Here is a 21,658-nt window from a genome sequence, read left to right as displayed (position 1 = left end):
CAGAGCCATCAGGCGGCGACGGGGGCGAGCGCGTCCAGGCGGGCGTAGCTCGCCTCCATGCCGTCGGCCATGCCGCTCGCCACCATCGCGTCCATCGCCTCGGGCGTGGCCACCTCCATGACGAGGGTCAGCAGCGTGCCGCCGCCCTCGGGCGCGAAGGTGGTGGTGACGCGGTTGTCCGGCGTGGGGTCGGGCAGGAACATCCGCTCGACATGCACGATCCGGCCGGGGCGGCCGTCCTGCGGCGGCTCCACGACCTCATAGGTGCCGGTCGCGTGGAAGCGGGCGCTGCCGTCCACCGCCTCCCAGTCCCAGCGGAAACGCCCTCCGGGCCGGGCATCGTTGTCACAGGCCGACATGCGCCAGCCCTCCGGGCCGAAGCACCAGCGACGGATCAGCTCGGGATCGACATGGGCGGCAAAGACCCGCTCGGGCGGGGCATTGAAGCGCCGCGTGATGGTCAGTCTGGTGGGCGCGCTGCGTTCGACATGGGTGGTCATGCGGGGTCTCCGGTGTGGGGGGGATCATCGTTCTTGGCCAGAAGGGCATCGAGGCGGGCATAGTTGGCCTCCATCGCGTCGCGCAGGCCCGCGAGATAGGCGTCGAGCGGGGCCAGCCCTTCGGGCCGCAGACGGCAGGGCCGCCGCGTTCCTTCGCGGCGCCGTTCGATCAGCCCGGCCCGTTCCAACACCTTGAGATGATGGGAGATGGCAGGCTGGGTCAGCGCGAAGGGCGCCGCAAGGTCCATGACCGTCGCCTCGCCCCGGGAGAGCCGGGCGAGGATCGCGCGGCGGGTGGGGTCGGCAAGGGCGAGAAGGCTGTGATCGAGGGAGGACATGACATGAATATTAAATAAAGATTTATATAAGTAAACATCTATATTGTCGTGTCGCCGATGGCCGACCGGCCTCTCCCGTCAGCCCCGCCGGGCGGCGGCGCGACGCGGAGGAAGCGGACAGGGCAGGGCGCTGCGGCCGGTCAGGATGGCAAGGGCCTGATTTTCCATCAGGGAACGCAGGGCGGGATCGCGGGCGTCGAGGCCGCCGGTATAAGCTCCGAAGGCCGGCAGGATCAGGCGGCGTTGGTCGAGCAGGAAACAGGGCCTCCGTTCCCCCATCCCCGGCAGGCCGAACCGGGGGTGGTAGTGACCCGATACCTCGCCCGGATCGGCGTCCGGCTGGGCTTCGTGGCGAAAGGTCAGTCCCTCTGCCCGGAACTCCGGCACCGTCTCGCCGCCATGGCCGGCGGGGCCCGGATCGTGGTTGCCCGCGACCCAGATCCAGCGCCGCCCCTGCATCAGCAGGGCGAGGCGGTCGCGGTCCTCCTGCGCCATCGCCTCGCCCGCGGCCAGGTCGTCGAAACTGTCGCCCAGGGCGACGACCACGCGGGGCTTGGCCACGGCGATGACCTCGGCCAGGCGGTCCAGCGTGGCGCGCGTCTCGTAGGGGGGCCAGAGCAGGCCCCAGCGGCGGGCCGCCCGTTCGGCCTTGCCCAGATGCAGGTCGGCCACACAGAGCAGATCGGCCGAAGGCACGAGCAGGGCACCCGATGCGAGTGCGAGCCCATGCGTGCCGTTCAGCACGAAGGAAAAGCTGGTTCGAGTCATCCGCCCTTGGTCGCCCGGCGACGGGGCGGGCGCAAGGGGCTCAGGTCAGATCCGCAAGACCGGCCTCCTCCAGAAGCCGTGCGGCGGCAGCTTCGGCCAGCCGTTCCCGACCGCGTCCCTCGACGGGCACGCGCCCGCGCTCGAGCAGGAGCGGCGCGGCAAGGGGGGGCACGCGGTCCAGCCGGACATGGTCCACGCGCCCCTGCACGCGGGCCAGCATGTCCTCGATCCGGCCGAAATCCACGAGCCCGCGCAACGCTTCTTCACGCGCAACACGCAGAAGCAGATGGCCAGGGTCGTAGCGGCGCAGCGTGTCATAGAGGATGTCGGACGAGACGGTTGTCTGCCGTCCCGTGCGCCGCTGGCCAGGCAGGTTGCGATCGATCAGGCCGGCAATGGTGGCGATACCCCGAAAGGTGCGCTTCATCAGGGCGTTGCCCTCCAGCCAGGCGGAGAATCCCTCGCGCAGCTCCTCGGGGTCGAGCAGCGCCGCAGGCGCCTCGATCGGCTGGAGACTCCAGATGAGAAGGGCATGATCTGCGGCGACAAAGCCCAGGGGATCGAGCCCTGCGGCCTCCATGCGCCGGGTGAGCAGCAGCCCCAGCGTCTGATGGGCATTCCGTCCGGCAAAGCCCCAGAAGGCGGCATGCCACCGGCCTTGGGCGGGAAAACTCTCCACCAGGAGACGGTCCCCACGCGGCAGGCGGGACAGGTGGCCCTGAAGACGAAGCCAGTCGGCGGTATGGGGGGGCAGGCGATCCCAGGCTGCCGTGTCCCCGATCAGCGACAGGATGCGCCGTGCCAGACCGGCCGAGGTCGCGAACGACCCGCCTCCGAAGGAGGCGATGCGCGGTTCGCGGTTGCGGCAGCGTGTCACCTCGACCGTCATCTCCCGCAGGGATTCGAAGCGGACGACCTGTCCGCCGATGAGGAAGGTGTCGCCGGGGCTGAGGGTCGAGGCGAAGGTTTCCTCGATCTGTCCGAGCGATGTCTGCGACCCCTTCACCCGCACGGCAAGCGAGGGGCGATCCTCGATGGTGCCGAGATTCAGGCGGATGCGCCGTGCCGCGCGCGGGTCGCGAAGCTGCCAGCGCCCATCGCGCAGCATCAGCCGCCGCCAGCGGTCATAGGCGCGCAGAGCATAGCCGCCCGTGGCGCAGAAATCGAGACAGGCATCGAAATCGGCGCGGGACAGCGCGGGCATAGGGTCCGGTGCTGCGCACCTCCTCATACAGGGCATCAGCCGCAAAGGGGCCTTCACAGGCCCGCAGCAGGATATGCTGGCAGAGCACATCGAGCGGCCGGGACCTCGCGGTGACCCGTCGAGCTCCCCCGCCTGGGCTGCCTCGATGGCGCAGACGCATTCCAACACCTCGAAGCGGTTGGCGGGGATCAGGATGGCCCGGGGGCGTGCGCCTGCGCGATGATTGGCCCGGCCCATGCGCTGGACAAGGCGCTTGATCTGTTTCGGTGCGCCCATCTGGATCACGAGATCCACCGCACCCCAGTCCAGACCCATGTCGAGCGTCCCGGTGCAGACGACGGCACGCAGGCGCCCCTGCCGCATGGCGCCCTCGACGCCCTCGCGCACCTCACGCGAGAGGGACGCATGATGGATGGCGATGGGAAGGGCGTCCTCATTGGCCATCCACAGATGATGGAAGAAGAGTTCGGCCTGCGCCCGGGTGTTGTGGAAGATCAGGGTGCAGCGATGGCGGCGGATCTGGTCGAGCACCTCGGGGATCGCGTGCAAGGCCGTGCCCCCTGCCCAGGGCGGCGGGCGATGGGCCAGCATCGACAGATCGGCCCCTCCGGGCATCCCGCCCCGGAGGATCAGACAGGGATCGGGATATCGCGCCAGCAGACGCCCCAGGTCGGCAGGATCCTCGACGGTCGCGGACAGGCCGACACGGCGGAAGGCAGGGGCGAATGTCTGGATACGGGACAGCAGCAGGGCAAGCTGATCACCGCGCTTTCCTTCGGCCAGGGCATGGATCTCATCCACGATGACCCGTTGCAGCCCCGAGAAGAGACGCGCCGCATCCGGCCGGGACAGGAGCAGGGCAAGGGATTCGGGCGTCGTCAGAAGGATCTGCGGTGGATCCGTCCACTGCCGCCGCCGCACCGTTTGCGGGGTGTCGCCGGTGCGGTCCTCGATGCGGATGGGCAGGGCCAGTTCCTCGACCGGGGTCAGGAGGTTGCGGCGGATGTCAGCAGTCAGCGCACGAAGCGGCGAGACATACAGGGTATGAAGCCCGGGGCGTGGATCGGCCAGGAGTTCCGCCAGCGTGGGCAGAAAGCCTGCGAGCGTCTTTCCGCCTCCTGTAGGCGCCACGAGCAGGATGGCAGGCGCCCTTGCCTGCTCCAGCATGGCCGATTGATGGGGATGAAGATGCCAGCCGCGGCGGGCCAGGAAGACATGGAGAGGGTCGGGCAGATCCATGGAGCAGGAGATAGGCGCACCCGGCCCCGAAGGAATGTCTTCACAGGGACTGTGCGCGGGGCTTTCCCCCTCATGAAGGGATCAGTGCCACCATCTCGAGATCGGGGGGCGATACGCCGCGCAGAACGGCGATCACGGCCCCATCGGCCATCAGCGTGATGCCATCCTCGCCCTGCTGGATGGTCAGGACCGGTTCGGGGCGGCTTGCGTCGTAGAGGATGGCGAGCCTGTCTTCCGCGGGATCGAAATCGTCGATGAAGGCCGGTCCCTCGCCATCGTCGGATGCGAGAACGAACAGATCAGAGCCCTCGCCGCCGTTGAGGTTGTCGGCGGCCCCGCCGATCAGCGTGTCGTTCCCTTCGCCGCCGTTGAGATAGTCGCGCATTCCGCCGTCGCGGCCGTCGAGATGGTCGTTCCCGAGCCCGCCCTGCATCTGATCGCTTCCGGCGCCACCGATCAGGCTGTCATCGCCGGCCCCCCCCAGAAGGCTGTCCTCGCCTTCGCCGCCATCGAGAAGATCGTCGCCTTCGCCGCCGATCAGTTCGTCATGGCCTGCACCGCCAAACAGGCGGTCATTGCCGCCATGACCTGCCAGAATGTCGTCGTCCTCTCCACCCTCCAGGACATCATCCCCGGCAATGCCATGGAGTTCATCCCTGCCGGCGCCGCCAGAAAGGGTGTCGTCCCCGGCGCCGCCATCGAGATAGTCGTCACCGGCACGGCCATCGATGCTGTCGTCCTCTTGGCCGGCAAAGATAGCATCATCGCCATCGGTGGCGTCCATGACAGGCGCATCGGTATCGACAATGATGTCGGGCCGGGCCGGATCCTCCTCCTGGGATGGAGATTCCGGCTCATTGGGCAGCGCCGCGGACGGATCCTCATCCCCGTCCGAGGAGAGGGGATCCGCTTCCTCCTCCGCGACCCGCGCAAGGGGCACCAGGGCCGCAGCCCCAAGAGCCAGACCGAGAAGGGCGAGCATCGAAAACATGACAGCGCGGTCCCGGAATCATGGTATTGGGCCGCAGGATAGCACAGACTGCCCTCATCGGCCCTGTCAATCCGACAGGACAGTTAACAGTTGTCCTGCCGCAAATGCCTGATGCAAATGCGGCCCCTGCCATGACCCAAGGGACTGCCATGCCCGGAGCTCTCGATGTCGTGACGGCCCGCCTCGAGGCGATACGATCCGAAGGATTGTGGAAGGAGGAGGCCGTGATCGCATCCCCCCCAGGGGGCGTGGGTGCAGATCGACGGGCGCAGGGTGCTGAACCTGTCCGCCAACAACTATCTGGGGCTGGCAGACCACCCGGCCCTCAAGGCAGCCGCCCTGCGGGCGATGGACGAACGCGGATTCGGGCTGGCCTCGGTGCGCTTCATCTGCGGCACGCAGGATCTGCATCGCATGCTCGAAAGGCGGGTGGCGGACTATCTGGGCCTCGATGACGCGATCCTCTTCGCGGCCTGCTTCGATGCCAATGGCGCCCTGTTCGAGCCGCTGCTGGGCGAAGGCGATGCGGTTGTCTCGGACGCGCTCAATCATGCCAGCATCATCGACGGCATCCGCCTCTGCCGGGCGCGGCGGCTGCGCTTTGCCAATCGGGATCTGGACGAACTCGAGACCCGCCTGCGCGAGGCACGGGCGGATGGGGCGGGAATCGTGCTCGTGGCGACGGACGGCGTCTTCAGCATGGATGGATTCCTGGCCCCTCTGGCGGAGATGCGGGCCCTCTGCGACCGTTACGGCGCCCTGCTGATGGTGGACGATTGTCACGCGACCGGCTTTGTCGGGCCGCAGGGACGCGGAACGCCCGCCCGGGCCGGTGTCAGGGCCGACATCGTGACATCCACCTTCGGCAAGGCGCTGGGCGGGGCTCTGGGGGGCTTCGTGGCCGGGCCGCAGCCGGTGGTGGATCTCCTGCGTCAGCGCGCGCGCCCCTACCTGTTCTCGAACGCGCTGCCTCCGGCGATCTGTGCCGCGGCCCTGGCTGCGCTCGATCTGGCCGAGGGAGAGGAGGGCGACAGGCGGCGCAGCCGGCTGGCCGGGAATGCCCGGCTCTGGCGAAAGGGACTGGAGCAGATGGGCTTCGAACTGCTGCCGGGGGACCATCCGATCGTGCCGGTCATGTTGGGCGATGCCCGGCGGGCCCAGGCGATGGCACGCGCCTTGCTGCGGCACGGGGTTCTGGCGCCCGGCTTCTTCCATCCCGTCGTGCCTCAGGGGAAGGCCCGCATCCGCACGCAGATGAGCGCCGCCCACACCGAGGCGGATCTGCACGAAGCCTTGGCGGCCTTTGCGGCGGCGGGACGCGAGACGGGGGTGCTGTCATGAGGCGGATGATGCGTGCGCTGGTGAAGGAAGGCCCCGGCGAAGGCCTGGCCCTGCGCGAGGTTCCGGTGCCGGAGATCGGCCCCGACGATGTCCTGATCCGCGTCCGCCGGACGGGCATCTGCGGCACCGATCTGCATATCTGGAAATGGGACGACTGGGCCGCCCGCACCGTCCCCGTCCCGATGGTCGTCGGCCACGAATTCGCCGGAGAGATCGTCGCCGTCGGACGGGACGTGACGGATCTGAAGCCGGGTCAGCGCGTCTCGGGCGAAGGGCATCTGGTCGGCCATAGCTCGCGTCAGGCCCGCGCGGGGCGCTTCCATCTCGATCCGGAAACCCGGGGGATCGGGGTCAATGTGCCCGGCGCCTTCGCCGAATATCTGCGGCTGCCGGCCTTCAACGTCGTGCCCCTGCCCGATGCCATCGACGACGAGGTGGGGGCCATCCTCGATCCCCTGGGCAATGCGGTCCACACGGCGCTGAGCTTCGATCTGGTGGGAGAGGATGTCCTGGTGACCGGTGCGGGCCCGATCGGGATCATGGCGGCGGCCGTCGCACGCCATGTCGGGGCGCGGCATGTGGTGGTGACGGATGTCAATCCCGTGCGGCTGGAGCTTGCGGCCCGCGTCTCGGGCGCGACCGTCGTCAACGTCGCCGAGGAGGATCTGCGCGACGTCATGCGCCGGCTCAACATGGTGCAGGGATTCGATGTCGGGCTCGAGATGTCGGGATCGCAGGCAGCGCTCGACCAGATGGTCGAAACCCTCGTGATGGGCGGGCGGATCGCGCTGCTGGGCATTCCGCCGGGCAAGAGTCCGGTGGACTGGAGCCGGATCGTCTTCAAGGCCCTCACCATCAAGGGCGTCTACGGGCGCGAGATCTTCGAGACCTGGTACAAGATGATTGCCATGCTGGAAAACGGGCTGGATGTGCGCGGCGTGATCACGCATCGCCTTGCGGCCTCCGACTATCACCGGGGGTTCGAGGCGATGCTCTCGGGCCGCTCGGGCAAGGTGGTGCTGGACTGGACGTGAGACATCCTCGGAAGGCCAGTCGGAAGGCCGGCCCCAGCCTCATGCAGGCCGTTATCCCGTCCTGCCGGGAAGGGCCGGCGGAACGCCTCATCGCCGGACGGCAGGCCCCACCGGTCCATCTGGATCTTCCGCAGCGGATGACGCATGGATGGACAGCTCCGGAGCTGGCCTCATGACCGTCACCCCCGCTGATCGCCCCGGCGTCCTGCCGGACAGGTCCTTCGACCGCCGGCTCTTTGCCTCCGGAATGTTGAGCTTCCTGCTCGCCGGGGCGCTGGCTGCGCTCTACGGGCTCTCGCTGCCGGTCTGGTCGCGGGTCTTCGGCCTCGGCCCGGGCGAGGGGGGCCTGCTCCTTGCGGCGCATGGGGCAGGCGCCCTGCTGACGATCGCGGCGGGGGTGACGGGGATGCCGGTCGTGACCCTGCGGACCGGCCTCGGGCTTCTGACACTGGGAACCACAGGCCTGACGCTTGCCCCTGTCTGGGGGATCGCCCTGGCCGGAGCCATGCTGTCGGGGATGGGGTTCGGGATGGTCGTGCAGGTCGTCAACCGCCGCTTCCTGACCGAATTCGGGGCACGCGGCGCGGCCATGGTCGGCCTTGTCAACGCGACATTCGGGGCCGGTGCGATCCTGGCGCCCTTTGCGGTCATCCTGGTCGGAGGACAGCCGGCGCCGGTCCTCGGTGCCGTTGCAGCCCTGCTGCTGTTATCCCTGCTTGGCGCGCCGTCTGATCCGCCTCGGGTCGAAGGGGTGCGCGGCCTGCCGCCCTTGCGCGATGCGCGGCTGCTGCTTCTGCTGCCGGTCCTCCTGGCGGTGGCCATGGAGGGGGCGCTGACGGGCTTCGGTGTGGCCGCCCTGATCGATCTGGGCCTGTCGGAGGCCGAGGCCGCGCGCCTCCTTTCCGGCTTCTTCACGGCCTATCTGGCGGGGCGCCTGTCGCTCTGGCGGATTGCGCCGCTGATTCCGCCGGGTGCGCTGTTCCTGATCGGCCTCGGCGGAACCGCGGCGATGGCCGCACTCGCTGCGGCGGGGGCCCCCGGCTGGGGTTTCGTGGCGGCCGGGCCGTTTGTCGGGATCACATGGCCAAGCTTCTATGTCTGGTCCACCCGTCTGCTGGGAACGGATCCGCGCATGGGATCGGCCGTTCTCGGGGCATCGGTCCTCGGCAGCACGCTGGGCGCTCTCGCGTTGCGGCCCATTCTCGGCCTGACCGGCGAAGGGGCCGTCTTTGCCGTCGTCGCCATCGTCGCGGGCAGCCTGGCTGCCCTCCTCCTGCTGATCGGCCCCAGACTGCGGCGGCTGCCTGCCCGATGACCCTGCTCGAGATCCGCGACCTGGCCAAGGCCTATCCCGGACCGGATGGCCCCGTGCCGGTCCTGCGGGGCGCGTCCCTCTCGCTCGAGGCCGGTCGCACGCTCGCGCTCACGGGGGAATCCGGATCGGGCAAGTCCACGCTGCTGCATCTGATCGCCGGGCTCGACCAGCCCGATTCGGGATCCATCCGGCTGGCCGGGATCGAAGTCACCGCGCTCGATGATCGCGCCCGCGCCCGTCTGCGGCGCGAGAGGGTGGCCATCGTGTTCCAGCAGTTCAATCTCATCCCCTCTCTCGATACCGGGGCGAACATCGCCTTTCAGGCGAGGCTGAAGGGTCTGCGCGATACGGACTGGGAACGGCATCTGGCCGAAAGGCTGGGGCTTGTGCCGCATCTGGGCAAATATCCCGAGGAGCTGTCGGGTGGCCAGCAGCAGCGGGTGGCCATCGCCCGCGCACTCGCGGCAAGGCCGCAGATCGTGCTGGCCGACGAACCGACGGGCAACCTGGACGAAGCGAGCGCCGGGACCGTGCTCGAGCTGATGCTCGATCTGGTGGCGCAAGGCGGGGCTGCCCTCCTCTGTGTCACGCATTCGGAACGGGTGGCCGGCCGGATGCAGGCACGCGCGCATCTTTCCGGCGGGCGCATCGCATGACCGGGCTGGCGGGGACCGCATCCCGGGCCTTGCTGTCGCACTGGCGGCGCCATCCGCTCCAGCTCTTCACGCTGATCGCCGGTCTTGCGCTGGCCACGGCCCTGTGGGCCGGGGTGCAGGCCATCAATGCCGAGGCGCGTGCCTCTTATGCCGCCGCGTCCCAGAGCCTGGACGGCGCCCGTCTTGTCCGCCTCCTGCCGCCGCCCGGCCGGACCATCAGCGAGGCGGAATTCGTGGCCCTGCGGCGGGCGGGATGGCTCGTGTCGCCGGTGATCGAGGGGCGATGGGGCGGGTTGCGCATCATCGGCTTCGACCCCCTGACCGCACCGGCCGAGGTCGCCCCCGTGGCCCTCGCCCGAGGCGCCGAGTTCGGGGCCTTCCTGTCGGAGGAAGGTGCCTTTGCCGCCCACCCGGAGACATTCGGAACCCTGGAGGGGACCGGCGCCAGCCTGATCGGGCGCGAGGATGTCCCCCCGGGAACGGCCCTGACGGATCTGCGCATGGCGGCCCGCCTTCTGGGCCGCGAGGGATACAGTCATCTCCTCCTGGCGCCGGTCCAGCCCCTGCGGCGTCCACCCCTGGAGGATGTCGCCCCGCATCTGCGCCGGCAGGAGCCCGGGATGCACGCGGATCCCGGGGCTCTCACCGAGAGCTTTCATCTGAACCTTACCGCGTTCGGTCTTCTGAGCTTTGCCGTCGGACTGTTCATCGTGCACGGGACCGTGGGCCTTGCCTTCGAGCAACGGCATGCAACGGTGCGGACATTGCGCGCCCTGGGCATGCCGCTCGGCGGTCTGATCGGGCTCATGGCCGCCGAACTGGCCTTCCTCGCGGCGGTTGCGGGCCTCATCGGCCTGGTTCTGGGCTATCTCGTCGCGGCGGCGCTGCTGCCCGACGTCGCCGGCACGCTGCGCGGACTCTATGGCGCCGAAGTTGCGGGGACACTCCGCTTCAGGCCGGGATGGGCGGCCTCCGCCCTTGCGATCGCCATGGCCGGCACGGCCATTGCTGCAGCAGGGGCCCTGCATCGACTGGTCACGATGCCCCTGCTGGCCGGGGGGACGCGGCGTGGCGGAGCCCGTTGGGCCGCAAGGCGTGCGATCCGTCAGGCCGGGGCGGGGCTTGCCCTGCTGGCGGCAGCGCTGGCTGCCGCGCTGTGGGGGCGCGGACTGGTCATGGGATTCGCGACACTGGGCGCGCTGATGGTGGGGGCGGCCCTCCTTCTGCCGCTGCTGCTCGACCGGATCCTGTCGGCCGGGCACCGCCTCGCCCGGCATCCGCTGGCACGATGGGCCTGGGCCGATGCGCGGACCGAGCTGCCGGGTCTTTCGCTGGCATTCATGGCCCTGCTGCTTGCGATGGCGGCCAGCCTCGGCGTCTCGACCATGGTCTCCTCCTTCCGCGAGACCTTCCGTGCCTTCCTCGACCAGCGTCTTGCCTTCGAATTCTACGTTCAGGCCGATACGCCGGAAGAGGCGGAGCAGCTCCTTGCAGCCCTGCCGGAGGGTGTCAGGGCGGTGCCCGTGATGGGTGTGGATCTGGTCCTTGCAGGCCAGCCCGCCGAAATTCTCGCCTTGCGCGATGATCCGGTCTATCGTGCGAACTGGCGCTTTCTTGCCGCCCGGCCGGATCCGTGGGACCGCCTCGCCGCCGGTGAGGGCGTCTTCGTCAGCGAACAGTTGGCGCGCCGGGCAGGGCTCTGGCCCGGGACAGGGCTGGAGATCGTTCCGGGCCTGATCCGCCCCGTCCTCGCCGTCTATGCCGACTATGGCAATCCCCTCGGACAGGCCATCCTGACCGAAGAGCTCTTCCGGACGACCTTTCCCGGGGTCGAGCCGCTGCGCTTTGCGCTGCATGTGCCGCCCGATGCCGAGGGGATCCTGCCGGCGAACCTGTCGGCGGCCGGACTGGATCCGGCCCGCCTCGTGGATCAGCATGCGGTCAAGACTCTCTCGATGCAGGTCTTCGAACGCACCTTCGCGGTGACCGCCGCCCTCAGCATGCTGACCCTCGGGGTTGCGGGTTTCGCGCTCCTGATGTCGCTCCTGACGCTTGCGGATATGCGGCTGCCGCAGTTGGCGCCGGTCTGGGCGCTGGGTGTCCGTCGCGCAACCCTGGGGTGGACGGAGCTGGCCCGTGCGCTCGGCCTTGCGGCCCTGACGGGGCTTGTGGCCTTGCCGCTGGGGCTGATGCTCGCCTGGGTCCTGCTTGCGGTCGTCAATGTCGAGGCCTTCGGCTGGCGGTTGCCGATGAAGCTGTTCCCGCTCGACTGGTTGCGGCTGTTCGTCCTGGCGCTTCTCGTGGCGGCCCTGGCCGCCGCCTGGCCGGCGCGGCATCTCGCCCGGACGCCGCCGGGGCGGCTTCTCAAGGTCTTTGCCGATGAACGCTAGGTTGTTTCCGCTCCTGCTCTGCCTGTGGCCTGCCGCTGCCGCGGCGCAGGGCTTTGCCGGGCTCGGGACGGCGGCCCAGGGCTTTGCGCTGCCCGATCCGGGCTGGACGCCCGTCTTCCCGGCCGACCATGGCGCGCACGAGATGTTCCGTATCGAGTGGTGGTATCTGACCGCCACCCTCGAAGCGGCAGACGGCACGCCCTACGGGATCCAGTGGACCCTGTTCCGCACGGCGCTCGCGCCCGGGGGGGCGCCGGAGGATCAGCTCTGGATGGGTCATGCCGCGATCACCACGCCCGATGCGCATCATGTGGCCGAAAGGCTTGCACGCGGGGGGACGGGACAGGCGGGGGTGACGGCCGACCCCTTTGCCGCCTGGATCGATGAATGGCGGCTTGAAGGAGTGCTGGAGGGTGAAAGCCTCCTGTTCGCCCAGGGGCCGGACTGGTCCTTCGACATGCGCCTGCGTGCCGAAGGCCCGGTGGTGCTACAGGGCGAGGCGGGCTATTCGGTGAAGTCGCCCCAGGGGCAGGCATCGCAGTATTATTCCATGCCCTTTCTCGCCATCGAGGGGGTGCTGACCCTGCCCGCGGGCGATGTCGCCGTCACGGGGCAGGCCTGGCTGGACCGGGAATGGTCGTCCCAGCCCTTGGCGGCGGAGCAGACCGGCTGGGACTGGTTTTCGCTCTCCTTCGAGACGGGCGAGAAGCTGATGGGCTTTCGCCTGAACGCGCGGGACGGGACGGCCTTCACGTCGGCGACATGGATCGCCCCCGACGGCACCCCCGCGCCTTATTCCGACGGGGCCTTCACGGCCGAACCTCTCGCGACAGCCAGGGTGGCGGGCCGCGAGGTGCCCGTCCGCTGGCGCGTGACGCTGCCGGAGCGGGGTCTCGATGCCACGGTGGCGGCCCTCAATCCGCAGGCCTGGATGGATGTGTCCATTCCCTACTGGGAGGGGCCGGTCACGGTCAGGGGGTCGCACCAGGGACGCGGATATCTGGAGATGACGGGCTACTGAAAGGCCGGGGGCCGCCGCCCCCGGAGATTCCGCGATCCGCCTTCCCTCAGGCCACGTCGAAACGCAGCGCCTTGACCTGCTGGAACAGACCGGTGGCCCGAAGCTGGTCGAGAACGGCCTCCGGCACGGGATCGTCCACATAGAGGATGGCGATGGCCTCTCCGCCGCGCGTGCTGCGGCCCAGGGTGAAGTTGGCGATGTTGACGCCGTTCGCACCCATCGTCTGGCCCAGGGCGCCGATGATGCCGGGGACATCCTCGTTGGTCGTGTAGACCATGTGCGCCCCGATTTCGGCATCGACATTGATGCCCTTGATCTGGATGAAGCGCGGCTTGCCGTCCGAGAACACGGTTCCGGCCACGCTCCGCTCGCGCAGGTCGGTCGCCACGGTGACCTTGATGTAGCCCTCGAAGATGCCGGACTGATCCTGCCTCGTGGTGCTGACATGGATCCCCCGTTCGCGCGCGATCACCGGCGCGGAGACGAGATTCACGTCCGGGTTCACCCGGCGCATGATTCCGGCGATGACCGCGGAACTGAGTGCTGCCGTGTTCATCCCGGCGGCGATTCCGTCATAGAGCACGTTGATCGCCTTGATGGGCTCGTCCGTCATCTGGCCGACAAAATGGCCGAGATGGCCGGCGAGACGGATCCAGGGGCCCATGATCCGTGCCTCCTCGGCCGTCACCGAAGGCATGTTGAGGGCGTTCGAGACTGCCCCCGTCAACAGATAATCCGACATCTGCTCGGCGATCTGGAGGGCCACGTTCTCCTGCGCCTCGGTGGTGGAGGCCCCCAGATGCGGCGTGACCACGACATTGGGCAGACCGAAGAGAGGCGACTCGGTGGCCGGTTCGACCTCGAAGACATCGAAGGCCGCTCCGGCCACATGCCCCGCCTTCAGGGCCTCGGCCAGGGCGGCCTCGTCCACAAGACCGCCGCGCGCACAGTTGATGATCCGCACGCCCGGCTTGGTCCGCGCGATCGCCTCGGCCGAGAGGATGTTCCGTGTCTGATCCGTCAGCGGCACATGCAGCGTGATGAAATCGGCCCGAGCCAGAAGATCGTCGAGAGAGACCTTCTCCACCTGCAATTCGGTCGCCCGCTCCTCGGACAGGAAGGGGTCATAGGCGATGACCTTCATCTTCAGGCCGCGGGCACGGTCGCAGACGATCGAGCCGATATTGCCCGCACCGATCACGCCCAGCGTCTTGCCCGTGATCTCCACCCCCATGAAGCGCGACTTCTCCCATTTGCCGGCATGGGTGGAGGCATTCGCTTCCGGGATCTGGCGCGCCACCGCCATCATCATGGCGATGGCATGTTCGGCCGTGGTGATCGAGTTGCCGAAGGGCGTGTTCATCACGATGATGCCGCGGCGGCTGGCGGCGGGGATGTCCACATTGTCCACGCCGATGCCGGCGCGCCCGATGACCTTCAGATTCGTGGCCGCGGCGATCAGTTTCTCGGTCACCTTGGTGGCAGAGCGGATGGCCAGCCCGTCATAGGCCGGGATGGCAGCCAGCAGGGCGTCCTTGTCCTTGCCGAGACGGGGCTGATAATCGACCTCCACGCCGCGGTCGCGGAAGATCTGGACGGCGGCAGGCGACAGTTCGTCGGAGATGAGCACACGGGGGGCCATGGGGGGCTCCATCTGAAAAGCGGGGAAGGGGGCAGGCGGGACGACCCCGCCCGCAGGAGGAAGGGACGCGGCCGTCAGGCGGCGCGGGCGGCGGCGGCAATCTCGGCCTGGAAGGCCCAGTCGAGCCAGGGGAGCATCGCCTCGATGTCGTGCCGCTCGACCGTGGCCCCGCACCAGATGCGCAGACCCGGCGGCGCATCGCGATAGGCCCCCACATCCAGGGCCGCGCCTTCCGCCTCGAGCCGTCTTGCGACCGCCTTGGCAAAGGCTGCCCCGTCGGCGATGCGCGGATCGGTGAATTTCAGGCAGACCGAGGTGTTGGAGCGCGTGGCCGGATCCTCGGCGAGATTGGCGATCCAGTCCCGCCTGTCGCAGAAATCCCAGACCGCCTGCGCATTGGCATCCGCCCGGGCGATCAGGGCCGGCAGGCCGCCGATCGACTGCCCCCAGCGCAGCGCCGCGATCCAGTCCTCGACACAGAGCATGGAGGGGGTGTTGATCGTCTCGCCGCGGAAGATCCCCTCGATGAGCTTTCCCTTCGATGTCAGGCGGAAGATCTTCGGCAGCGGGCGATCAGGCGTGTAGCTCTCGAGGCGCTCCACCGCGCGTGGCCCGAGGATGAGGACGCCATGGGCCGCCTCTCCGCCCATGACCTTCTGCCAGGAGAAGGTCACGACATCGAGCCGCTCCCAGGGCAGGCGCTGCGCGAAGGCGGCCGAGGTCGCGTCGGCGATCACGAGGCCGCCCCGTTCCGCAGGGGGCGCAAAGCCCTCCGGGACACGGACACCCGATGTGGTGCCGTTCCAGGTCAGCACCACATCCCTGTCCCAGTCCACGGCCGCAAGATCGGGCAGGCGCCCGTAATCCGCGCGGGTGACCCGGGCCTCGAGCCGCAGCTGCTTCACGGCATCGGTGACCCAGCCTTCGCCGAAGGACTCCCAGGCCAGCATCTCGACGGGCCGTGCGCCCAGCATCGTCCACATCGCCATCTCGACGGCGCCGGTGTCCGAGGCCGGCACGATCCCGATGCGGTGGCTGTCCGGCACCTCCAGGACGGCGCGGGTGAGGTCGATCGCCTCCTGCAACCTCGCCTTGCCTTCCGTGGCCCGGTGCGATCGGCCGAGCGAGGCGCCCGAAAGCCAGGCGAGCTCCCAGCCCGGCGGCTTGGCGCAGGGACCGGACGAAAAACGCGGATTGCGGGGAAGCACCGCCGGCTTGGGCGGGAGGGGCAGGGCCGTCATGATATCCTTCCAGATAAGCGTCCCCCGTTGGGGGGGGATGTCCCGCCGCCGGTGCTAGGCAGCAGTGTCCGGCGGTGCAAGCGCCGAATCGGACACCGGGCCCCTCCGTGCGGTTTCTTCTGCCCGTGGCATGGACGGATCATCCACTATCGGAAACCCGCGGGCTCCTCATGCCGGCGGGCGAAGGGCGGCCGATGGGGGAACCGCTTGCCGCCGGGCCGGGACAGGCATAGCGTGACGAAGCCCGGGGCAGATTGCGTTCAGGGCCGATGGCCATGATGCGGGGAGAGTGGCGTGGACAGTATCGACGACATCGAAGCCGGCCATGCGGAGGCGGCAGAGGCATCCTCCGGTCCGGATCGTGACCGCAAGTTGATCCGGCAGGTGGCGCGGGTGATCTCGGGGATGGACAAGGCCCAGTGGAAGGAGCTCGGCAGGGAGGGGCAGAAGCCCCATCTGGCCACCGCGCGCCGGGTCTTGAACACCATCGAACGGCTCAAGGCGCGCCGCGCGGCCGGCGCCGGGGAGGCCGGACAGGACGACGAAGACCTCTGACGGTCCCTTTTCCGGATGTGGCCGGACCGGGATGCGCAGCCTGTCATCCCGCCCGGTGCGGCTGGCCGGCAATCCGGTGAGAGCGACAGGAACGGCCGACCGGAGAAAGGGGGAGCCGAAGCCCATCATGACATCGAGCGACGGACTGGACACCCCCGCATGGGTCGCGGTGCTGGTGGCGCGCCCCGGCGATCTGAGCCCCCGCCATGTGGCCGATCTGCGCGAGGCGTGGAATGGGGGCACGCCGTTCTGGCTCTCTCAGGCCGAGGCCGCCGAATTTCCGCTGAATGCCAGGCCGGCGGATCTGGAGGAACGGTGGCAGGCCCTTCAGGGCGAAGGCGTCGATCTCCTCCTTGTTCCGGCGGCCAGGCGGCGCAAGCGGGTTCTGCTGGCCGACATGGATTCCACCATGATCGGGCAGGAATGCATCGACGAACTCGCGGCCGAGGCCGGCCTGGGCCAGCGCGTCGCCGCCATTACCGCACGCGCCATGAATGGCGAGATCGGCTTCGAGGGCGCCTTGCGCGAACGGGTCGCCCTGTTGCGCGGCCTGCCCGAAGCGGTCATTGCCCGGGTTCTGGCGGACCGCATCACGCTCGCCCCCGGTGCCCGTGCGCTGGTTGCCACCATGGTGCAGGGGGGGCGCATTGTATGCTGGTCTCGGGCGGGTTCCTGTCCTTCGCCGAGCCGGTGGCAAGGGCGCTGGGCTTCCATGAAGCGCGGGCGAACCGCCTGCTGTCCGAGGGCGGCCGCCTGACGGGCGAGGTGGCCGAGCCGATCCTGGGGCGCGAGGCCAAGGTCACGGCGCTGAAGGAGGTGACGGCCCGGCTGGGCCTCGGGCCGGAGGACGTGCTGGCCGTGGGTGACGGGGCCAACGACCTCGGCATGTTGCGGCTTGCGGGGCTGGGGGTTGCGGTCCACGCCAAGCCGGCTGTCCAGGCGGAATGTCCGCTGCGCGTCAACCATGCGGATCTGACTGCGCTGCTTTATCTGCAGGGCTATGCCCGGGCGGATTTCGCCGCATGAACCCTCTCGATCCGCAGGTGCTGGCGCTTCTGGCGCTGGCTGCGCTTCTGGCCGGCATCATCGATTCGATCGCCGGGGGCGGGGGGCTGCTCGCCCTGCCGGCGATCCTGCTGGCGGGGGCGCCGCCCGTCACGGCGCTGGCGACGAACAAGCTTCAGGGATTGTTCGGGACCGCCTCGGCCGCGCTGCACTATGCCCGCGCGGGGCAGGTGGATCTGCGGGCGCAGGCCGCTCCGGCGCTGATCGCCGCTGCCGCCGCCGGCGCGGGGGCGCTGCTCGCCTCGCGCCTGCCCGCCGAGGCGATCCGCCTTGGCCTGCCGGTTCTCCTGATCGGCGTCGCCTGCTACTTTGCCCTGCGCCGCGGACTTGATGACAGGAACCGGGCCGAGCGCCTCTCTGCCTCGGCCTTCGCGGCGACGGCGGTCCCCGGAATCGCCTTCTATGATGGTGTGCTGGGCCAGGGACCGGATCCTTCTTCATGCTGGGCTTCGTCACGCTGCGCGGTCATGGTCTGCTGCGCGCCACGGCCCATACCAAGCTGCTCAACTTCGCCTCCAATGTCGGGGCGATGGCGGTCTTTGCCGCGGTGGCCGAACCATGGTGGGTGGCCGGTCTGGTGATGGGCGTGGCGCAGGCTGCGGGCGCCCAGATCGGGGCGCGGGCGGCGGTGCGCGTGGGCGCGCGACTGATCCGCCCCCTTCTGGTGGTGACCTCTGTGGCGATGGCGTTGCGCCTTCTGTGGCAGGCCCTGCAGGGCTGAGGCCGCTGGACGCCGGACAGCGGCGCGCCTAGGAAGGCGGCGCCCGGCGCGCAGACGAGGACCCCATGCCCTTCCGCCAGACCCATCTTCTCGGCATCGAAGGCCTGCATCCGGCAGAGATCACGACCCTTCTCGATCTAGCCGACCAGTATGCCGAACGGATGCGCCGGGGTCTGCCTGCCGGAGACGCGCTCGAGGGGCTGACCCAGATCAACCTGTTCTTCGAGCCCTCCACCCGCACCCAGGCCAGCTTCGAGCTGGCCGGTCGGCGCCTCGGGGCCGAGGTGATGACGATGGCCGCCTCGAGCACCTCCCTGCGCAAGGGCGAGACGCTGATCGACACGGCGCTGACGCTCAATGCGATGCGCCCTGATCTGCTCGTGGTCCGGCATGCCATGTCGGGGGCGGTGGCGCTTCTGGCGCAGAAGGTGACGAACTGCGCCGTCCTGAATGCGGGCGACGGGCGGCATGAACATCCGACCCAGGCGCTGCTCGACGCGCTGACGATCCGCCGGGCGAAGGGACGGCTGCACCGCCTGTCGATTGCCATCTGCGGCGACATCGCCCACAGTCGCGTCGCCCGCTCCAACATCCTGCTTCTGCAGCGGATGGAGAATCGCATCCGCCTTGTCGCGCCGCCGACGCTGATGCCCGCCGGCATCGCCGAGATGGGCTGCGAAGTCTATCACGACATGGAGGAGGGGCTGCGGGGCGCCGATGTCGTGATGATGCTGCGCCTCCAGCGCGAGCGGATGGAGGGCGCCCATGTCCCCTCCGAGCGGGAATATTTCCATCGCTACGGCCTCGATGCGGCCAAGCTGGCCCATGCCGCGCCCGATGCCATCGTCATGCATCCCGGTCCCATGAACCGGGGGGTGGAGATCGACGGCGCCATCGCCGACGACGTCACGCGATCGGTGATCCAGACGCAGGTGGAGATGGGCGTCGCCGTGCGCATGGCGGCGATGGATCTGCTGGCCCGCAATCTCCGGGCGGCCCGCGGCCGGGCCGCGATGGGCGAGATCGCGGACCTGTTCGGCTGAGCGATCCGGCCCGGGCATTCCCGGATGTCACCGCAACCGCGGCGGACCGGCGGGCGTCGCTGTCGGCGAGGTGATGTCGAAGCGCAGGCCGACCCGGGCCAGCCGGGCCAGCACCGGATCATCCGCCGAAAGGAAGGTCACGTCCATCTGCAACCCTTCGGCCCCCGAGAGGGCGACCGCGGCATGCAGGCCCGAGGCGATCGCCTCTTCGGTTCCGGGCCGCGCATCCACGACGGCCAGCAGATGCCCCCGCGAGCCGTCCGACCAGTCCACGGCGGCGAGCCAGGCCGCTGTCGCCATCCCCTCTGCCTGGGCCAGGCGCCGGTCCAGCGCTGCCAGAAGCGCCGGGGTCAGCCCCTGCGGCGGATAGGCGGCAAGGGGCCGTGCCTCGGTCTGTTCGGGCCCGCGCCCGAGGCTGCGCGCCAGCCAGTCCACTGCCTCGGGGGCAATGGCAAGGGGCTCGGACAGGCCGCGGACATGAAGAGCGATTCCCGTTCCCTGCCCTTCCAGCATCCGGGCCAGGGCAAGGCCCGAAAGGCTTGCCGTCGGGTGGGGCGCGCGGCCCTCCAGCCCGGCCACCCCGTCATGGGCCACGACATGGGGCACGCCGCCCAGATCGGCCATCTCGGGCTCCACCGCGTCACCCGCCATGTCCGAGGCGATCGGCAGGACCAGTTCGGCACCCGACAGGGCCTCGTAGAAGGCCAGACGGGCGGCATCTTCCTCTGGCCGCGACAGCCACAGCCGGGCCGCCCGGGCAAGGGCCGTTTCAGTTGCCATCGAGGACCTCCCTCACACGGGTCCGCAGGGCCGGAAGCAGCTCGGCCGCGAACCACGGATTGCGCCCGAGCCAGGCCGTGTTGCGCCAGGACGGATGCGGCAGGACAAAGACGGACGGCGCATGACGGCGCCAGTTCCGCACCCGTTCGGTCACGGTGCCCCGCCCCAGATGCCAGTCCTGCGCTGCCCCCCCGATCAGCAGCGTGAGTCGCAGACCCGGCAGCACGGCCAGAGCCTGCTCTCGCCAGGTGGCGGCGCAGATGGCAGGGGGGGGGAATGTCGGCGCCCTTTGCATCATAGCCGGGAAAGCAGAAACCCATCGGCAGGATGGCCACCTTGCGGCGGTCGTAGAATTCCTCGGGGCCGATTCCCATCCAGTGGCGAAGCCTGTCGCCCGAGGCGTCCGAGAAGGGAATACCCGAGGCATGGGCGCGCGCACCCGGCGCCTGCGAGGCGATCAGAAGCCGCGCCCCGGGGCGGAACCAGACCACCGGGCGCGGCTCATGGGCCGTGGCGGTGGCGGCAAAGCGCGCGGCGCACAGACGACAGGCGGCAATCCGATCCCAGACAGGTTGTTCTGCCGCTGTTTCCGGCCTTGCAACGGCAGATTGTTTCCGGTCACGGAACAGGCCAGAGATTTCCATCATTCCGCGCGTCTTTCCGCCACAATCCGCATCCAGATCTTCCATCACTTCTTCATCGCAAGGCGCTATGCTGGGCCTTCGCAAGGCGAGGGGGATCGAGACCGGATGATCGAGTTCGACCAGGTCAGCAAGTCCTTCTGGACCGGGACACGCCGCAAGGTGATCCTGGAGAAGGCCTCGTTCAAGGTCGAACTGGGCCGCTCTCTGGGCATCCTGGCGGCCAACGGAACCGGCAAGACGACCCTCATCAACATGATGGCCGGCCTCGAGAAGCCCGATGAGGGAACCGTGCGGCGAAGCTGCCGCGTCTCCTTCCCGCTGGGTTTCATGGGCGGAGTGGTGCCCCGCCACAGCGCGCGCGAGAATGCCCGCTACATCGCCCGCCTCTACGGGCTCGATCCGGATTACGTCGAAGCCTTCTGCCGCTGGCTTGCCGGGATCGGCGAATATTTCGACATGCCGGTCGGCACCTACAGCCAGGGGATGCGATCGCGCTTTACCTTCTCGCTGATGCTCGCTCTCGATTTCGATATCTATCTGATCGACGAAGGCATGCCGCAGACCACGGATGCCGCTTTCAACCGCCGCGCCGGAGAAATCCTGCGCGAAAGGCTCGAACGGACGACCGTGGTCATCGTCTCGCACCAGCCCGAGGTGCTGCGCCGTTTCGTCCGCCAGGCGGCGGTGCTCAGGGACGGGCGGCTGCATCTGTTCGACTCTCTCGAAGAGGCCAGGGAACTCTATGACTACGAAGCCTAGGGTCCGCCGATTTCGCCTGCGCCGCGACACCCCCCTGAGCGAGGGGATGATCCTGCCGGAGGCTGCCGCAGAGATCGCAACGCCCCAGGCGATGGCCGTCGGCCAGGGCGGGAGGGGGGGCGCCGTCACGGGCCATGCCCTGCAGCCCTATGACCGGCCCGGCAGCCCCCTCGCGGGGGAGGCGCCCGGCGCCGAGGACGACAGCATCGAGGCCATCCGCCGCGAGGGACTGACCGGGCGGCAGCTCCGCATGGCGCGGCGCGTGGCGCAGAAACACGGGCTCACCGTCGTGTCGGATTTCGATGCGGTGCGCCAGCTGCGCGCCAGGGGCATCGATCCCTTCCAACAGACGAGCTTCCTGCAACTGGTGCAGGGCGGACGCAGCGAGGCGCAGGACGAGGCCCCCTCCGC

The 21,658-nt window shown here is 69.2% G+C and carries 15 protein-coding genes and 6 pseudogenes; 12 read left to right on the top strand and 9 right to left on the bottom strand.

Annotation, left to right across the window (positions count from 1 at the left end):
- Positions 1 to 8 precede the first annotated feature (8 nt).
- The 5 genes and pseudogenes from RUTHE_RS07075 to RUTHE_RS07055 all read right to left on the bottom strand — a co-directional run bounded on the left by RUTHE_RS07075 (position 9) and on the right by RUTHE_RS07055 (position 5,040).
- Positions 9 to 500 (bottom strand): SRPBCC domain-containing protein, encoded by a 492-nt coding sequence (locus RUTHE_RS07075; RefSeq protein ID WP_021097654.1) that lies wholly within the window; start codon positions 498 to 500, stop codon positions 9 to 11.
- On the bottom strand, positions 497 to 838 hold the full coding sequence (locus RUTHE_RS07070) for an ArsR/SmtB family transcription factor (RefSeq protein WP_021097653.1): 342 nt from the start codon (positions 836 to 838) through the stop codon (positions 497 to 499). The genes RUTHE_RS07075 and RUTHE_RS07070 overlap by 4 nt, the downstream gene beginning before the upstream one ends.
- 78 nt (positions 839 to 916) lie before the next feature.
- Positions 917 to 1,606 (bottom strand): ligase-associated DNA damage response endonuclease PdeM, encoded by a 690-nt coding sequence (gene pdeM, locus RUTHE_RS07065; RefSeq protein WP_021097652.1) that lies wholly within the window; start codon positions 1,604 to 1,606, stop codon positions 917 to 919.
- A gap of 40 nt (positions 1,607 to 1,646) precedes the next feature.
- Positions 1,647 to 4,049 (bottom strand): annotated as a pseudogene (locus RUTHE_RS07060) (ligase-associated DNA damage response DEXH box helicase).
- 70 nt (positions 4,050 to 4,119) lie between these two features.
- Positions 4,120 to 5,040, bottom strand: coding sequence for a calcium-binding protein (locus RUTHE_RS07055; RefSeq protein ID WP_021097650.1), 921 nt, complete (start codon positions 5,038 to 5,040; stop codon positions 4,120 to 4,122).
- Between the two features lie 149 nt (positions 5,041 to 5,189).
- On the opposite strand from RUTHE_RS07055, the pseudogene kbl reads away from it, so the two are divergent.
- The 6 genes and pseudogenes from kbl to RUTHE_RS07025 all read left to right on the top strand — a co-directional run bounded on the left by kbl (position 5,190) and on the right by RUTHE_RS07025 (position 12,797).
- A pseudogene (kbl, locus tag RUTHE_RS07050) lies at positions 5,190 to 6,381 on the top strand (glycine C-acetyltransferase).
- 8 nt (positions 6,382 to 6,389) lie between these two features.
- Complete coding sequence (tdh, locus tag RUTHE_RS07045; RefSeq protein ID WP_021097648.1) at positions 6,390 to 7,415, top strand: L-threonine 3-dehydrogenase; 1,026 nt, start codon at positions 6,390 to 6,392, stop codon at positions 7,413 to 7,415.
- Between the two features lie 172 nt (positions 7,416 to 7,587).
- Positions 7,588 to 8,730 (top strand): hypothetical protein, encoded by a 1,143-nt coding sequence (locus RUTHE_RS07040; RefSeq protein WP_021097646.1) that lies wholly within the window; start codon positions 7,588 to 7,590, stop codon positions 8,728 to 8,730.
- Positions 8,727 to 9,386, top strand: coding sequence for an ABC transporter ATP-binding protein (locus RUTHE_RS07035; protein ID WP_021097645.1), 660 nt, complete (start codon positions 8,727 to 8,729; stop codon positions 9,384 to 9,386). The genes RUTHE_RS07040 and RUTHE_RS07035 overlap by 4 nt, the downstream gene beginning before the upstream one ends.
- Entirely contained in the window at positions 9,383 to 11,776 is a 2,394-nt protein-coding gene (locus RUTHE_RS07030) for an FtsX-like permease family protein (RefSeq protein ID WP_021097644.1), read from the top strand. Before RUTHE_RS07035 ends, RUTHE_RS07030 begins: the two co-directional genes overlap by 4 nt.
- Positions 11,766 to 12,797 carry a lipocalin-like domain-containing protein gene (locus tag RUTHE_RS07025; protein ID WP_021097643.1) on the top strand — a complete coding sequence of 344 codons (1,032 nt, stop codon included), beginning with the start codon at positions 11,766 to 11,768 and terminating at the stop codon, positions 12,795 to 12,797. Before RUTHE_RS07030 ends, RUTHE_RS07025 begins: the two co-directional genes overlap by 11 nt.
- A gap of 46 nt (positions 12,798 to 12,843) precedes the next feature.
- Here RUTHE_RS07025 and serA read toward each other — a convergent pair whose 3' ends face one another.
- Both serA and RUTHE_RS07015 read right to left on the bottom strand, forming a co-directional pair.
- The gene (serA, locus tag RUTHE_RS07020) at positions 12,844 to 14,439 is read right to left on the bottom strand and encodes a phosphoglycerate dehydrogenase (RefSeq protein ID WP_021097642.1); all 1,596 of its coding nucleotides are present in this window, start codon (positions 14,437 to 14,439) and stop codon (positions 12,844 to 12,846) included.
- A gap of 74 nt (positions 14,440 to 14,513) precedes the next feature.
- Entirely contained in the window at positions 14,514 to 15,680 is a 1,167-nt protein-coding gene (locus RUTHE_RS07015; RefSeq protein ID WP_021097641.1) for a phosphoserine transaminase, read from the bottom strand.
- 294 nt (positions 15,681 to 15,974) lie between these two features.
- On the opposite strand from RUTHE_RS07015, the gene RUTHE_RS07010 reads away from it, so the two are divergent.
- The 4 genes and pseudogenes from RUTHE_RS07010 to RUTHE_RS06995 all read left to right on the top strand — a co-directional run bounded on the left by RUTHE_RS07010 (position 15,975) and on the right by RUTHE_RS06995 (position 19,064).
- Positions 15,975 to 16,235 carry a hypothetical protein gene (locus RUTHE_RS07010; protein ID WP_021097640.1) on the top strand — a complete coding sequence of 87 codons (261 nt, stop codon included), beginning with the start codon at positions 15,975 to 15,977 and terminating at the stop codon, positions 16,233 to 16,235.
- 127 nt (positions 16,236 to 16,362) lie between these two features.
- Positions 16,363 to 17,261, top strand: a pseudogene (serB, locus tag RUTHE_RS07005) (phosphoserine phosphatase SerB).
- A pseudogene (locus RUTHE_RS07000) lies at positions 17,258 to 18,021 on the top strand (TSUP family transporter). The pseudogenes serB and RUTHE_RS07000 overlap by 4 nt, the downstream one beginning before the upstream one ends.
- 65 nt (positions 18,022 to 18,086) lie before the next feature.
- Positions 18,087 to 19,064 carry an aspartate carbamoyltransferase catalytic subunit gene (locus tag RUTHE_RS06995; RefSeq protein WP_021097637.1) on the top strand — a complete coding sequence of 326 codons (978 nt, stop codon included), beginning with the start codon at positions 18,087 to 18,089 and terminating at the stop codon, positions 19,062 to 19,064.
- A gap of 27 nt (positions 19,065 to 19,091) precedes the next feature.
- On the opposite strand, the gene RUTHE_RS06990 is transcribed toward RUTHE_RS06995, so the two are convergent.
- A complete protein-coding gene (locus RUTHE_RS06990; protein WP_021097636.1) occupies positions 19,092 to 19,844 on the bottom strand; it encodes a hypothetical protein in 753 nt (250 codons plus the stop codon).
- Positions 19,834 to 20,488: pseudogene (locus RUTHE_RS06985) on the bottom strand (uracil-DNA glycosylase family protein). Before RUTHE_RS06985 ends, RUTHE_RS06990 begins: the two are co-directional and overlap by 11 nt.
- Positions 20,489 to 20,593: 105 nt before the next feature.
- Between RUTHE_RS06985 and RUTHE_RS06980 the strand changes: the two are divergent.
- Together RUTHE_RS06980 and RUTHE_RS17475 are read left to right on the top strand one after the other, a co-directional pair.
- Positions 20,594 to 21,247 carry an ABC transporter ATP-binding protein gene (locus RUTHE_RS06980; RefSeq protein ID WP_021097634.1) on the top strand — a complete coding sequence of 218 codons (654 nt, stop codon included), beginning with the start codon at positions 20,594 to 20,596 and terminating at the stop codon, positions 21,245 to 21,247.
- A pseudogene (locus RUTHE_RS17475) lies at positions 21,231 to 21,658 on the top strand (capsule biosynthesis protein); the annotation flags it as partial. The gene RUTHE_RS06980 and the pseudogene RUTHE_RS17475, both read left to right, overlap by 17 nt.

It is taken from the genome of Rubellimicrobium thermophilum DSM 16684 (genome assembly GCF_000442315.1).
Lineage (GTDB): Bacteria > Pseudomonadota > Alphaproteobacteria > Rhodobacterales > Rhodobacteraceae > Rubellimicrobium > Rubellimicrobium thermophilum.
This window is presented reverse-complemented; position numbering and strand designations above follow the sequence as displayed.

Coding starts and splice junctions, on each gene's coding strand:
- RUTHE_RS07075 (WP_021097654.1), bottom strand. CDS start 500: ATGACCACCCATGTCGAACGCAGCGCGCCCACCAGACTGACCATCACG.
- RUTHE_RS07070 (WP_021097653.1), bottom strand. CDS start 838: ATGTCCTCCCTCGATCACAGCCTTCTCGCCCTTGCCGACCCCACCCGC.
- pdeM (WP_021097652.1), bottom strand. CDS start 1,606: ATGACTCGAACCAGCTTTTCCTTCGTGCTGAACGGCACGCATGGGCTC.
- RUTHE_RS07055 (WP_021097650.1), bottom strand. CDS start 5,040: ATGTTTTCGATGCTCGCCCTTCTCGGTCTGGCTCTTGGGGCTGCGGCC.
- tdh (WP_021097648.1), top strand. CDS start 6,390: ATGCGTGCGCTGGTGAAGGAAGGCCCCGGCGAAGGCCTGGCCCTGCGC.
- RUTHE_RS07040 (WP_021097646.1), top strand. CDS start 7,588: ATGACCGTCACCCCCGCTGATCGCCCCGGCGTCCTGCCGGACAGGTCC.
- RUTHE_RS07035 (WP_021097645.1), top strand. CDS start 8,727: ATGACCCTGCTCGAGATCCGCGACCTGGCCAAGGCCTATCCCGGACCG.
- RUTHE_RS07030 (WP_021097644.1), top strand. CDS start 9,383: ATGACCGGGCTGGCGGGGACCGCATCCCGGGCCTTGCTGTCGCACTGG.
- RUTHE_RS07025 (WP_021097643.1), top strand. CDS start 11,766: ATGAACGCTAGGTTGTTTCCGCTCCTGCTCTGCCTGTGGCCTGCCGCT.
- serA (WP_021097642.1), bottom strand. CDS start 14,439: ATGGCCCCCCGTGTGCTCATCTCCGACGAACTGTCGCCTGCCGCCGTC.
- RUTHE_RS07015 (WP_021097641.1), bottom strand. CDS start 15,680: ATGACGGCCCTGCCCCTCCCGCCCAAGCCGGCGGTGCTTCCCCGCAAT.
- RUTHE_RS06995 (WP_021097637.1), top strand. CDS start 18,087: ATGCCCTTCCGCCAGACCCATCTTCTCGGCATCGAAGGCCTGCATCCG.
- RUTHE_RS06990 (WP_021097636.1), bottom strand. CDS start 19,844: ATGGCAACTGAAACGGCCCTTGCCCGGGCGGCCCGGCTGTGGCTGTCG.
- RUTHE_RS06980 (WP_021097634.1), top strand. CDS start 20,594: ATGATCGAGTTCGACCAGGTCAGCAAGTCCTTCTGGACCGGGACACGC.